The organism is Arcicella rigui, from assembly GCF_034929435.1.
Lineage (GTDB): Bacteria > Bacteroidota > Bacteroidia > Cytophagales > Spirosomataceae > Arcicella > Arcicella rigui.
The window spans coordinates 170,733-184,148 of sequence record NZ_JAYFUM010000005.1 but is presented as its reverse complement, the minus strand read 5'-3'; the positions used below and the strand labels follow the sequence as shown (position 1 = coordinate 184,148).

At 35.7% G+C, this 13,416-nt stretch carries 15 protein-coding genes and 2 tRNA genes; 4 read left to right on the top strand and 13 right to left on the bottom strand.

From position 1 onward, the window contains the following. Positions 1-201: 201 nt before the first annotated feature. From VB248_RS04340 to VB248_RS04325, 4 genes are all read right to left on the bottom strand, one after another. Positions 202-272 (bottom strand) — tRNA-Gln (locus VB248_RS04340). A 71-nt stretch (positions 273-343) separates the two neighbouring features. Next, positions 344-414: transfer RNA gene (locus tag VB248_RS04335), tRNA-Gln, on the bottom strand. 162 nt (positions 415-576) lie between these two features. Further along, positions 577-1,458 carry an ACP S-malonyltransferase gene (fabD, locus tag VB248_RS04330; protein WP_323295512.1) on the bottom strand — a complete coding sequence of 294 codons (882 nt, stop codon included), beginning with the start codon at positions 1,456-1,458 and terminating at the stop codon, positions 577-579. 118 nt (positions 1,459-1,576) lie between these two features. Beyond that, a complete protein-coding gene (locus VB248_RS04325) occupies positions 1,577-1,996 on the bottom strand; it encodes a thiol-disulfide oxidoreductase DCC family protein (RefSeq protein WP_323295511.1) in 420 nt (139 codons plus the stop codon). Between the two features lie 125 nt (positions 1,997-2,121). Here VB248_RS04325 and VB248_RS04320 point away from each other — a divergent pair, with 125 nt between their 5' ends. From VB248_RS04320 to VB248_RS04310, 3 genes are all read left to right on the top strand, one after another. Beyond that, entirely contained in the window at positions 2,122-3,303 is a 1,182-nt protein-coding gene (locus VB248_RS04320) for a cation:proton antiporter (RefSeq protein ID WP_323295510.1), read from the top strand. A gap of 52 nt (positions 3,304-3,355) precedes the next feature. After that, a complete protein-coding gene (locus tag VB248_RS04315) occupies positions 3,356-4,444 on the top strand; it encodes an MBL fold metallo-hydrolase (RefSeq protein ID WP_323295509.1) in 1,089 nt (362 codons plus the stop codon). Between the two features lie 236 nt (positions 4,445-4,680). Continuing rightward, a complete protein-coding gene (locus tag VB248_RS04310; protein WP_323295508.1) occupies positions 4,681-5,616 on the top strand; it encodes a hydroxypyruvate isomerase family protein in 936 nt (311 codons plus the stop codon). A gap of 50 nt (positions 5,617-5,666) precedes the next feature. Here the strand turns inward: VB248_RS04310 and VB248_RS04305 are convergent, their stop codons facing one another. The 4 genes from VB248_RS04305 to aroQ all read right to left on the bottom strand — a co-directional run bounded on the left by VB248_RS04305 (position 5,667) and on the right by aroQ (position 8,686). Then, a complete protein-coding gene (locus VB248_RS04305; RefSeq protein ID WP_323295507.1) occupies positions 5,667-6,305 on the bottom strand; it encodes a ribonuclease H family protein in 639 nt (212 codons plus the stop codon). 154 nt (positions 6,306-6,459) lie between these two features. After that, complete coding sequence (locus tag VB248_RS04300; RefSeq protein ID WP_323295506.1) at positions 6,460-7,035, bottom strand: MarC family protein; 576 nt, start codon at positions 7,033-7,035, stop codon at positions 6,460-6,462. A gap of 6 nt (positions 7,036-7,041) precedes the next feature. Then, a complete protein-coding gene (locus VB248_RS04295; RefSeq protein ID WP_323295505.1) occupies positions 7,042-8,088 on the bottom strand; it encodes an aminotransferase class V-fold PLP-dependent enzyme in 1,047 nt (348 codons plus the stop codon). A gap of 172 nt (positions 8,089-8,260) precedes the next feature. Beyond that, positions 8,261-8,686: a type II 3-dehydroquinate dehydratase gene (gene aroQ / locus VB248_RS04290; RefSeq protein ID WP_323295504.1), complete on the bottom strand. Its 426-nt coding sequence runs from the start codon at positions 8,684-8,686 to the stop codon at positions 8,261-8,263. A gap of 340 nt (positions 8,687-9,026) precedes the next feature. On the opposite strand from aroQ, the gene xerD reads away from it, so the two are divergent. Then, positions 9,027-9,947: a site-specific tyrosine recombinase XerD gene (gene xerD, locus VB248_RS04285; RefSeq protein WP_323295503.1), complete on the top strand. Its 921-nt coding sequence runs from the start codon at positions 9,027-9,029 to the stop codon at positions 9,945-9,947. On the opposite strand, the gene VB248_RS04280 is transcribed toward xerD, so the two are convergent. The 5 genes from VB248_RS04280 to tsaE all read right to left on the bottom strand — a co-directional run bounded on the left by VB248_RS04280 (position 9,937) and on the right by tsaE (position 13,309). Next, entirely contained in the window at positions 9,937-10,536 is a 600-nt protein-coding gene (locus VB248_RS04280) for a Crp/Fnr family transcriptional regulator (protein ID WP_323295502.1), read from the bottom strand. The genes xerD and VB248_RS04280 overlap by 11 nt on opposite strands. A 137-nt stretch (positions 10,537-10,673) precedes the next feature. After that, on the bottom strand, positions 10,674-10,877 hold the full coding sequence (locus VB248_RS04275) for a hypothetical protein (RefSeq protein WP_323295501.1): 204 nt from the start codon (positions 10,875-10,877) through the stop codon (positions 10,674-10,676). A 177-nt stretch (positions 10,878-11,054) separates the two neighbouring features. Beyond that, positions 11,055-11,456: a hypothetical protein gene (locus VB248_RS04270; RefSeq protein ID WP_323295500.1), complete on the bottom strand. Its 402-nt coding sequence runs from the start codon at positions 11,454-11,456 to the stop codon at positions 11,055-11,057. A gap of 145 nt (positions 11,457-11,601) precedes the next feature. Continuing rightward, positions 11,602-12,822: an alanine dehydrogenase gene (locus VB248_RS04265; RefSeq protein ID WP_323295499.1), complete on the bottom strand. Its 1,221-nt coding sequence runs from the start codon at positions 12,820-12,822 to the stop codon at positions 11,602-11,604. Positions 12,823-12,865: 43 nt separating this feature from the next. After that, positions 12,866-13,309 (bottom strand): tRNA (adenosine(37)-N6)-threonylcarbamoyltransferase complex ATPase subunit type 1 TsaE, encoded by a 444-nt coding sequence (gene tsaE, locus VB248_RS04260; RefSeq protein WP_323295498.1) that lies wholly within the window; start codon positions 13,307-13,309, stop codon positions 12,866-12,868. Positions 13,310-13,416 lie beyond the last annotated feature (107 nt).

Here is a 13,416-nt window from a genome sequence, read left to right as displayed (position 1 = left end):
GAGATAAATCATGAATGAAAAGCTGAGAATCTTTAGCTTTTTTTGCACGTCAAAAAGAATTTAGAGATATTTTGTATAATAATCTTTTGCTAAGAATTCATTTCGGCATTTAAAACTTGAATTCGCTTAAAAGCCTCATTTTCAATATTCAAGGTATTACTAATACAAAAGCCTTCAAACTTGAAGTTTGAAGGCTTAATGTTAACCGACATGGATTCGAACCATGAATGACGGTACCAAAAACCGTAGTGTTACCATTACACCATCGGTCAATTTATATTCTTTTGCTCTTGACTTGTTATTTAAAAAGACTCTCGAAACAGAAGTTTCAAGAGTCTTTTTGTTAACCGACATGGATTCGAACCATGAATGACGGTACCAAAAACCGTAGTGTTACCATTACACCATCGGTCAATCGCAATTGAATTGTGGTGCAAAATTAGTCCTATAATTCGATTTTGTCAAGTGCTTTTTTTAAAAAAACTTTTCAAAGTCATTATTTCACAGGCTAAGTAATTGAATATTTGCTTATTAAGTACTAAAAAAAATACTCAATTGCCTCAGTACTTTACTTTTTTATAAAGAAACTCCGCTGGTCTCAACGGTTGGAGCAATCTTTTTCACCAATCCTTGTAATACTTTTCCCGGGCCACATTCTACAAAAACTGTTGCTCCGTCTTCAACCATATTACGAACAGACTGTGTCCAACGCACTGCACCTGTCAACTGAGCAATCAAATTAGCTTTAATCGTTTCAACGTCTGTTGAAGGCTGTGCATTTACGTTTTGATAGATTGGGCAACTTGGTTGTTCAAAATGAGTTGCTTCAATCGCTGCGGCTAATTCTTCACGAGCCGACTCCATCAATGGTGAATGGAAAGCTCCACCCACTGGTAAAAGCAATACTCTCTTCGCTCCTGCGGCTTTCAATTTTTCTCCAGCCTGAGCAACACCTTCATTTGAACCAGAAATCACTACTTGTCCTGGACAGTTATAATTGGCAGCTACTACTACTTCGTCGCTGATAGATGCACAAATTTCTTCGATTACTTCATCTGATAAATTAAGAACCGCTGCCATTGTTGAAGGATTGTTTTCACAAGCCTTTTGCATTGCCAATGCACGAGCTGAAACTAATCTAAGACCATCTTCAAAACTCAATGCTCCAGCCGATACCAATGCCGAGAATTCTCCTAATGAATGACCCGCTACCATTTCTGGCTGAAAATCAGCCGTTTCTTTTGCTAAAATAACTGAGTGCAAGAAAATAGCTGGCTGTGTTACTTTAGTTTGTTTGAGTTCTTCGTCTGTTCCTTCAAACATAATGTCTGTAATACGAAAACCTAAAATTTCGTTTGCTTTCTCAAAAAGAGCTTTAGCTGATTCTGAATGGTCGTAAAGGTCTTTACCCATGCCTTTGAATTGCGAGCCTTGACCAGGGAATACGTATGCTTTCATTTGTAAAGAGTAAATGAATGTGAGGAAAAAATTGTAAATCAAAGTTTTGCATTGTCGCTACTTGCTCTGATTAAAGTTCGCAAAAATAGCTATTCACTCTCAACTGTTTGCTATACGTTTATAGAAATCTTTCACGTAACTCTGGAGTAATGACTCGACAAGTGACTGATTTACCAAAAAGTTTATACCTGTTTTTTGCCAACTTGATATAAAAAAAATCAAGCCAAGCACTTGGTAAAATTTGCAATACCGACAAGTACTTCCAAACACCTGATAAGCTTTTTACAATTTCTAAAGTTGCCGAAGACCTTTGGTATAAATGATTGTTTTTCAGTAAGATTACTGAGTCGAATTGTTGAGTATCTAAATGATGTGTTTTTAATAATTCCTGACCAATCGGAGATTGAAGCGAGGCAAATCTGAACTGTTTTGAAGGGTCGTGGTCGATAATAAAATTGATTGATGAATTGCAGAAATTACAAACTCCGTCAAACAAAATTATTTGATACTCCTTAGTCAATGCTTCTATGTTTTCCATTTGCAAATGTATTTTCAATCTTTAGTTTTCCCCTTAATAATACAATAAATAACGAACCTGTACTTTATAAACTCAAAAAGAGTACCATTTTACAGTTATCTATCAACTTTTAACCTTTTGAATTTATGACTACTACTATTATCATCACTATTTGCTCGCTATTATTAATAGCTTACGCATTCGACTTGACGGCTTCTCGCACAAAAATCCCATCAGTTATCTTATTACTCCTTTTAGGCTGGTTGGTTAAACAGATTACTGAATTTAGCCATATAACAGTTCCCAATCTGAGTCCAATTTTACCCGTTTTAGGCACAATTGGTCTGATACTCATTGTATTGGAAGGTGCTTTGGAACTCGAATTAGACAAAAGCAAAATCCCAATGATTAAAAAGTCATTCATCGTTGGCTTTATTCCGATGGGCGTTTTGGCTTTTTCTTTGGCATTTATTTTTCAATATTTTGGTGGTAATTTTTTCCAAAGTAATCTTCTGAATGTAATTCCACTTTGCGTAATAAGTAGTGCAATTGCCATTCCGAGTGTAAAAAACCTTAGTCCGCTCGACAAAGAATTTATCATTTACGAAAGTAGTTTATCAGACATTATCGGCGTATTGTTTTTCAATTTTGTTGCTTTCAACAGTACCATTAGTTTCAGTTCATTTTATGATTTTGCACTTGAACTCTTCGTTATCATTCTTATTTCCTTTATTTCCACCGTTACTTTATCCTTTTTGCTGAGTAAAATTGAGCATCCAATCAAATTTGGTCCAATTATTCTATTAGTCATTTTGATTTATGCCATTGCCAAAATTTTCCATTTGCCAAGCTTAGTTTTTATTCTTCTTTTTGGACTTTTCTTAGGAAACCTCGACAAGTTAAAACAGTTTAGTTGGATTCAGCAATTAAAACCCGAACAATTAGAAACAGAAGTAAACAAATTTCATGAATTGGTTGGCGAAGCTACTTTTCTGATAAGAGCTTTATTTTTTCTCCTTTTTGGCTACCTTATCCAATCTGAGGAAATTCTCAACACAGATACACTCGTTTGGGCATTTGGTATTGTTACTTTGATTTTTTTGATTCGTGCCATTCAATTAAAAGTTTCTAATCTAAAACTCAAGCCTTTTCTTTTTGTAGCTCCAAGGGGGCTGATTACCATTTTACTTTTTTTAGCGATAGAACCTCAGCAAAATATTCCGCTGATGAACAAGTCTTTAATCATTCAAGTAATCGTTTTAACCGCTTTAGTAATGATGTTTGGTTTGATGAACAATTCACAAAATGAACAAAAACAAGCAGAATAAGTGTTAGCTCTATAATTATTTTAATGACCCTAAAAAAGTGAAACTAAAAAAAATGATATTTACGCTGCTCTTGATTGTTGCCATTCTGGGAATTGGCATTTTTATATTTATGCAACAGGCTGTTTTTGGAAAAGACCCATCAGGAAACCGATTAGCACGTATTGAAAAATCGCCCAATTATAAAAATGGTACATTTCAGAATCTTTCTCCCACAGAAGTAATGCCAAAAGACGCTTCATTTTTTGAAATGTTGAAAGATTTTATCAATAAACCTAAAACCGTTGAACCAGAAAAAGAGCTACCTTCTGTACAGACGGATTTAATCAATTTGTCTTCCGAAAAGCCGAGTATTGTTTGGTTTGGGCATTCTTCTTATTTAATCAAATCAAAAAATATCAATATTTTAGTTGACCCTGTTTTTAGTGGTACTGCATCGCCAGTTTCATTTTTTGGAAAATCCTTCAAAGGTTCTGATGTGTATTCGGTAGAAGATTTGCCCAACATCGACATTTTGGTACTCTCGCACGACCATTACGACCACTTAGATTATCCAACAATCACTAAACTAATTCCTAAAGTAAAGAAATTTTATACTGCTTTGGGCGTTGGGGCTCATCTTGAACATTGGGGCGTAAAACCTGAAAATATCGTAGAATTAGATTGGTGGGAAAATCATCAAATTTCAGCAGAAATTCAAATTACTTCAACGCCAGCAAGACATTTCTCTGGACGTGGTTTTACTCGTGGCAAAACACTTTGGTCATCTTTTGTATTGAATATTCACGGCTACAACATCTTTATTGGCGGTGATTCGGGCTATGATTATCACTTCAAAAAAATTGGTGAAAAATTTGGGCCTTTCGACCTCGCACTTTTAGAAAATGGTCAATACGGCAAAAACTGGCCTTTGATTCATACAACGCCCGAAGAAACCGCTACCATCGCCAAAGAACTCAATACCAAAGTACTTATGCCAGTACACTGGGCAAAATTTGCCTTGGCGTATCACCCTTGGAACGAGCCTATCAATCGCCTAACACAAGCTTTGAAAGGAAGTAATATCCAACTCACTACTCCGATGATTGGCGAGCCTGTGATTTTAGGTAGTCATTATCCACAAAAAGTTTGGTGGAATTTTTAAATATTCACTTTTGTATTGATTAGAATTTAGTAATAATGTTTGGATTTCGGATGTCGGATTTCAGCTTTCTGAATTTAGACAAAACAACTTTGTTTAGAACAAATCACTGAAAACCAACATTTTAAATTCATCATTCATATCTCATAATTCATACTTATAAGTCCATACATATTTTTAATTCCTTCTTGATATATTTGTAAGCCATTATTAAGGCGTTCAAACAATACTCCGTAACTATGAAAAGAAGGGATTTTACCAAAAACATCATTGCAGGTACAGGTTTGGCTACTTTGCCATCCATCGCTAAAGCATCTGAAAATACTGCTCATTCCAACACAACAGCACAGCCTGCTTTTAAATTAAAGTACGCTCCGCATTTTGGAATGTTTGAAAATTCAGCAGGAAAAGATGAAATCGACCAATTGAAATTTATGCACGAAATGGGTTTTCGTGCCTTAGAAGACAACGGCATGATGGGCAGAAGCCCCGAATTACAAACCAAAATTGGCGATACAATGGCAAAATTGGGTATGTCGATGGGCGTTTTTGTTATTGATGGCGGCGAAAACTGGAAAACTTCTTTAACAACAGGCAAACAAGTACACAAGGATGTTTTTGTAAATACTTGTAAAAAAGCCCTTGAAACTGCCAAACGTTGTAATGCAAAGTACATGACCATTGTACCCGGATATTTTGAAAGAAATTTACCGATGGGACTACAAACGGCAAATGTAATTGACGCTTTCAGAAGAGGGGCTGAAATTTTTGAACCACATGGTTTAGTAATGGTAATGGAGCCACTTTCGGATAATGCCGATTTGTTCCTTCGCCATTCAGACCAATCTTATCTGATTTGTAAAGCTGTGAATAGCCCTTCTTGCAAAATTTTGTTTGATATGTGGCACATGCAACGCAACGAAGGACGAATGACGCAACACATTGATTGGGTTTGGGATGAAATCGCTTATTTCCAAATCGGAGATGAACCGGGCAGAAAAGAACCAACCACAGGCGAAGTAAATTATAAGAGTTTATTCAAACATATTCACGAAAAAGCCAAAGCAACCAACCGTGGTGAATTTATTTTCGGAATGGAACATGGCAATTCAGTAGCTGGAAAAGAAGGAGAAATGAAAGTAATTGAAGCTTACAGAGTTTCGGATATTAGCTAAAATCAAAAAGGGAATTTGAACAAACAATAAAGTTCAAATTCCCTTTTTACTTATTTTCGACCATAATCGGCAGGATTTTCTCCCCAAAATTCAGTTTCCCACTTCAATATTTTGTTAGCGTATTGGTTGTTTTTCAGCCATAGAATACCTCTATCTACTAATTGAAATAGCTCTTCATTTTTAGCGTTTCGTTCCAATTTGGTTTTTACCGCTTTGTTTTTCACCCAACTAATAGCCGTTTTTGAATCTGAATAAATCGGTAAAGTAGAGTTGTGTTTTTGTAAAAAAGCCAAACCATGCACAATTGCCAAAAACTCTCCAATATTTACCGTTCCTTCTGGAAAAGGCCCCATCGAAAACAGTACTCTTTTGGTACTGGTTTCTACACCCTGATACTCCAAAACGCCAGGATTACCCGCACAAGCTGCATCAACTGAAATACTTTCTGCAATAGGATTGCCTACCAAAGCCAAAGATTTAGTTTGATTACCCAAAAAGCCGCTTTGTTTTTTCTGAACTATCTGCCAAAAATTACTCTTGAAAGCTTCTTCTGCTTCTTTTAGGCTTTCAAATGATTTGAACTGAGCCGTTTCAAAACCTTTTACTTGTTCTTCTGTTTCAGCCCAAGTATCAAAAACACCTGTTTTTCGTCCTTTCCAGACTACATAAAATTTAGGTTTCTTTGCCAAATGAATAAAATTTAGAGAGAAAAGGTTTAGTTAAATATGAGTACTTAATTATGAATTATGAGTTTAAATATTTGAATATCAATTTGCTGACCAATCTTAAAATCATAATTCAGCATCGCACGGCGAACCGTTCGCAACTCTGCATTTATACTTATTATCCGATTCTCGATTTAATGATTTTGATAGCAATGGCTAATAAAATTACACCAAATACTTTTCTCAAAACATTCGCTCCTACTTGCCCCAAACGGTTTTCAATCCATTGCGAAGCCCTCAGAACTACATAAATAAATACCAAATTTAAGCCAATTCCTACTAAAATATTAATTTCGTCAAACTGGGATTTCAGTGAAAGAATGGTCGTCATTGTACCTGCACCTGCAATCACAGGGAAAGCCAAAGGTACAATTGAGGCGGCTTTTGCTTCGCCCAGCGAGCCTTCCGACTTGAAGATATTTCTACCCAAAGTCATTTCAAGACCAATCAAGAAGATGATTAATGCCCCAGCGATAGCAAATGAGTTAATATCGACGCCGAATAGATTTAAAATTGATTTTCCGACATACAAAAAACCAACCATAATAATCCCCGAAACGATGGTTGCTTGTTCGGCATGAATGTTTCCCGTTTTTCTACGAATGTCGATAATAATGGGAATTGAGCCTAAAATATCAATAACCGAAAAAAGAATAAGCGAAACCGAAATGATTTCTTTGAAGTTTAATTCCATAATTTTTTAACCTAATATTTCTTTAAGTTTTGTGATTTCAAATTCATCTATGGCTGGGAAATTGGCAATTCTAAAAGTTGAATTTTTCCATTTACCATAGCCATTTCCCAACGTAATTCCTGCCAATTTGGTTCGCTCTTTTACCGCTTGAATCGTTTCCTCAGAACCTTGCACGGCAATTACGGTATCTGATTGTGTTTCAATATTTTGCACTAAACAATTTAAGCCAAATTTTTCAGAAGTATTCAAGAACTCATACCAACTTTTTGATTGCTTTTTGATTTTTTCTGAAATCGTAGAAATATTGGGAATTTCATATAAAATTTTATTCAACAAATACATATTCAATACATTAGGTGTATAATGTGTTTGAAACTTCATAAAATTTTCGTGGATAAACAGTAGGCTGTTATAATACTTTCTGTCGTTGATTTCGGTAGCTCGTTCGATGGCTTTTGGCGAACAAATCATCACTGCCATACCTGCAGGCAAGCCCAAACATTTCTGAACAGAAGCAAACCAAACGTCTCCGTCTTCCCAATTGAAGTTGATACCTCCCAAAGAAGAAGTAGCGTCCACAGCAATGATACTTTCTGGAAAAGCTTTTCTGAAAACCGACAAATCTTTGATTTGCGTAGCATTAGAAGTTTCATTTTGAGTCAGACACAATACTTCTATTTCTTGCTGTGACAACATGGCTGGCGAAGCAATTTCTTCTACACCAAACACAATACTTTCGGTTTGCTTTAACAATTTCCCTGCATACTCTGCCCATTTTTCACCAAAAGCACCATTGTACAAATGCGTACTTTTCTCTTTCGTAAGCGACTGAGCAATAATTTCCCAAGCCTCCGTTGCCGAAGAAATAAAGTAAACGGAATATTGATTGGGAATATTCAACCGCTCGTGCAACAACTGTATGGCACTTTGGGTAATGTCCATACATTCGGGGCTACGGTGATTGATACTCAGAACGCCTTCCTCAAAAGCACTCTGCATAAATGTTGCTATTTGCGGATATACTTTTGAAGGGCCGGGATAAAAAGTTATCATTTAGAATGAGTGATGAAATAGTTGTGTACGAAGTGTTGATTTTGGGTTTCGGATGTCTGATTTCGGATTTATTAAAAACGATTTTTTTAGAAGTATTTTATCCAATTTCCGAAATCATAAATCCGAATTGCTGAAAGCTCACTGCTGAAAGCTCAAAGCTAAAAGCTAAAAACTACAAAAACGTCTGAACGGCAAAATCGTAGCCACGCAAACCAAAACCAATAATAATTCCCTTAGAATGCTTACTAATATAACTATGATGACGAAACGATTCTCGTGCATGAACATTTGAAATGTGTACTTCAACCACAGGCGTTTTTACGCCAGCCATCGCATCGGCAATAGCAATAGAAGTATGCGTATAAGCACCTGCATTCAGCACGATGCCATCATAATAAAAACCTACTTCATGAATTTTATCAATCAAAGCTCCTTCGTGGTTTGATTGAAAGTACTCTAAATCAACCGTTTCGCTGAATTTATCTTTTAAAATTTCAAAGTATTGTTCAAAAGTTTGATAACCGTAAATTTCGGGTTCACGTCTTCCTAATAAATTAAGGTTGGGGCCATTGATGATGATGATTTTTCTCTTTCCCATGTTTACAAAAAATAATGAATGTTTATGAGTGCGTAATCTTGTTAAAATAAACGATAAACATTTTGAGGTAAATTACTGAAAATCAAATTTTTAAATTCTCATTTCATCATTTATTCCTTATCATGCGTACAGTATAAAAATTTCAGATTTAGGATTTGTGATGACGGATGAATTAGACAATTTTATTGAAAATGAAGTATTATTCATTCAAACTGAAAAATCAGAAATCTCAAATTCACAATCAGATACATTGGTTTTTAGCTATCTTTGAACGAAATTCAAGCATCACAGAATTTTATTTTTCAAGACTCCCACCATCAATCCTAAATGCTGAATCCTTATGGTATGGCAAAGCTATCTAAAAAATTTCAAAAGCTATCTTACTTTAGAACGTTCTCTTTCTGAAAACTCTATTGAAGCTTATCTTCGAGACGTTCAAAAACTATGGGAATATTTAGAAATTGCTGGCGAAGCCGATGTAAATCCAGAAACGGTAAACGATACACATATTTTTAATTTTTTTACTTATTTAGGCGAATTGGGCTTAGAAACTACTTCTCAAGCCAGAATTTTATCTGGATTAAAAGCTTTTTTTAAATATCTCCTGATTGAAGATGTGATAAAAAAAGACCCAATGGATTTGATTTCTTCGCCAAAAGTTGGTCGAAAACTTCCGCCAACACTTTCATTTCCCGAAATCGAAAAAGTACTTTCTATCATCGACCTTTCTACGCCCGAAGGTACACGCAACCGTGCCATGTTGGAAGTACTGTACAGTTCAGGACTTCGAGTTTCTGAATTGGTAGAAATGCAATTGAGTGAATGTTTTTTTGATATTGGTTTTATCAGAATTATCGGAAAAGGCAACAAAACTCGGCTTGTACCTATCGGTAAAGATGCCATTCATTATACAGAAATTTATTTAGAAAATATCCGCAAATTTCAAGTTATCAAAGAAGAAGCAAGCAACTATGTTTTTTTGAACAGAAGAGGCAATAAGCTGACAAGAGTGATGATTTTTCTGATTATCAAAGACTTAGTGGCTCAAGCAGGTATTCATAAAAACGTAAGTCCGCATACGTTCAGGCATTCTTTCGCTACGCATCTGATTGAAGGTGGTGCTGATTTGCGTGCCGTTCAAGAAATGTTAGGTCATGAATCCATCACCACTACCGAAATTTATACGCACCTCGACCGTGAATATCTGCAACAAACCATCGTTGATTTTCATCCAAGAAGTAACAAAAATCTTAGAATTTAATTTGCGTTCTGATTCTACTTAAACTATCAGGATGAATGCCCAAGTACGAAGCCAAATCTTTGATGGGAATCAAACGAAGTGCATCTGGTTGATTTTCTAAAAGATGCAAATAACGCTGCTCGGCATTTTGTGAAATCAACGAAAAAGTACGTTTAGTTTCTCGAATATAAAGCTGTTCGGCGATGAGTCTATGGAAGCGTTCAGCATTTTTTGAGGTTTCCATCAAGTCCAAAACCGAAGGATAATACAAGCGAAAAGCCTTCACCGCCGTTACGGCTTGAATAGATACCGTAGAGGCTTTCTGTGACAAACAAGAAGCAAAAGAACTTACGAAATTGCCTTTAAAGCCAAAATCCAAGCAAATTGTTTTGCCATCTTCTGTATTTGTTTCGTATTTTACCGCCCCATCCACAATGAAATAAGCATATTTTTCTATTTCGCCTTTGAGCGTTAGGAATGCCTTCTTCTTAAATGAGACTTCTTCAATAATACTTTTATAGAACTCCCACTCTTCCGAAGAAAAATTGGCAAGCTTAAAAATTGACTCTTTAACAAGATTTATTTTAGAGAGATTCAAGGCATTCATCATATCAATGTTCAGGATTTAAGGGAGTAAATTTAATCATTTATCAAAAAAAAAGCTGAGAATAGTTGAGGACTATTCCCAGCAAATTTTACGATAATAAAGCATTTAGTGTTAAAACTGATACTTTATCTCTTGAAAAATTAACTCCACATCATGTAAGTAACAAGGTCATTGTCTCTTTCTACTTCTTCGATGACTTCAAGAGGATAATCAAACTTGATTTCTTTAGAATCAGTTTGTGTAAATGTGATTACGTAGCCATTTGACTTCAAATTAACTACAACGCCGTCGCCATAATCTTTGTGACGGATACGTGAGCCGATGCCCAAAATTGCGTTTAACATTTTGTTTGAGAAATTTAAAGGCATACTCCCATTGACAATTATGAGCTTGGAAGTCTGCTTAGTGGTTGGTTCTTCAAAGTTAATAAACGCAATTTATAATTTTATATTATTTGTAAAATTATTTTTTTTATTTGTATAGTTATATTTTTAAAACTCTACAAATTTAGTAGTTTTTACTCAATCTTCTGGAAATGGGATATAAACGAAGCTGGCAAAGTCACGGTCGAGTACGAAAAGACAGCAAAATTCATCTGCATCTTTGTAACTGGTTTTAAAAACTTCTACATTTTCTTCGGCAATGATTCCTCTTTGAATAAATTCCTCCATAAAAGAAGCGTGATAATTCCAAGTATTGCCGTTCATTTCGTGGATGCCGATGAGTTTCTGACCAATCGGAACTGGATTTTGCGAAACGGCAAAAATTGGGAATTTAGAAAAACCTCTGGTTCGGATTTGGTATGAGGCTTCTTTCAAAAATTCTGCGACTAAAGCAAAGTCGGCAGAAATAATGCCCAAGTATTTTCCATTCAAATCAGGAGAATTCGGGGCATTGGATATGGCTGTGTAATCTTCTATCATTGTTTTTATATTTTTGTGGACTTTGGGATTTGAAGACTGGAGGACTTGAAGACTTTAGGATTTTAGACTTTAGGAATAGTTTCAAGAATGTTATTCGTTAAAAATCAAAAAGTCTAAAAATCTTAAAGTCCTAAAGTCTTAAAATCTAAAATCTCGCCGCAGATAATAAACTTAAATCTTTGTAATTCATGCCTAATTTTTTGGCAATGTTGGCGTTTGTTAAACTTCCTTTAAAAGAATAAACACCTTTCATAAAAGCTTTGTTGGCAAAAATGGCTTCTTCGATACCGCCTGTTTTTCCAGTTTTCAATAAAAATGGCGTGAAAATATTACTCAAAGCTTGGCTTGCAGTATGGGCTACTCTTGAAGGAATATTCGGAACACAGTAATGAATAACATCATATTTTCGGTAAATCGGCTTGTCGTGCGTAGTGATTTCTGAGGTTTCAAAACAGCCCCCTCTGTCAATACAAACATCTATAATTACCGAATCGGGTTTCATCATTGATACCATTTCTTCCGTAACAATGCAAGGTGTAAAGCCATCTTCGGCACGCAAAGCACCAATTACTACGTCGGCTTCACGGATGGCTTGGGTAAGTACGTTGGAGTCGATGATACAAGTATAAATATTCTGCCCAACTGAGTACTTCAAACGTTGGAGTTTGAAAATATCTTTATCAAAAACCTTTAAATCAGCTCCTAAACCAATGGCAATTCTTGCTGCATATTCCGACACCGTTCCTGCACCCAAAATCACAACTTTGGTAGGTGGAACGCCAGTAATACCGCCTAAAATTACGCCCATACCATCATTGGCACTACTCAAACATTCAGCGGCAATCAACATGACGGTACTTCCAGCAATTTCAGACATGGCACGAATAATGGGAATTCCGCCAGCATTATCTTCGATATACTCATAACATAAGCCTGTGATTTTCTTCCGATTCAGTTTCTCGAAATACTCCTTTTTCATTTTAGGCATATTCAGCGAAGAAACTACCGTAGCTCCATGTTGCAAATACTCAATTTCAATGTCTGTCAATGGTTGAATTTTCACAATCACATCAGCTTTGTAAAGCTCTTCGGTAGAGTATGCGATTTGAGCTCCAGCTTCAGAATACTGATTATCCGTAAATTTTGCACCATTTCCAGCACCTGTTTCAATCAGTACACGATGTCCGTTTCTTACTAATAAAGCTACGGCATCGGGCGTGAGCGAAATACGATGTTCTTGCATAGACACTTCACGAGGAAGACCAATGAAAAGACTTTTAGCATTTTGTTTAGTCCAAACTAATGCTTCTTGTGTCATTAGCCCTGATTGAGCAAGTACTTCTTTGAATCCAGAGGGTTGAGCCATTTCGATTTTGTAATAAGAGTGCCGTTTTGAACAACACCCAACATTAAACTTTTAACAAATTTATCACTCTTTTACCATTTTCATCTACTTCAATGTTTACTTTGAGGTGTTTGGAAGGTAAAAGGTTCTCAATTTTAGAAGGCCATTCAATAAAACAAAAACCTCCAGAATAGAGATAATCCTCAAAACCAATGTCCATGGCTTCTTCTTCGTTTTTGATTCTATAAAAGTCAAAATGATAAATTTTTTCTCCACGAGTAGTAGCGTACTCGTTTACAATAGAGTAAGTTGGGCTTTGTACGTGCGTATTTACGAGCATACACTCACAAATTGCCTTAATCAATGTTGTTTTTCCAGCACCCATTTGTCCTTCAAAAAGCCAAATGGGTGTATTTTTTCCAAAAGCAAGAATTGCCTGAGCCGCTTTGTTGATGTCTTTCAACGAAGTATATTCTATGGTTTTGGTATTATTTTGGTTTTTACTCATTTTATTGTAGCTATTAGTTTTTGAGCTTTTTAGCTGTGAGCTGTGAGTTTTGAGCCATTAATATTTCATATATCATACTTCATACATCATATCTCATAATTCATATT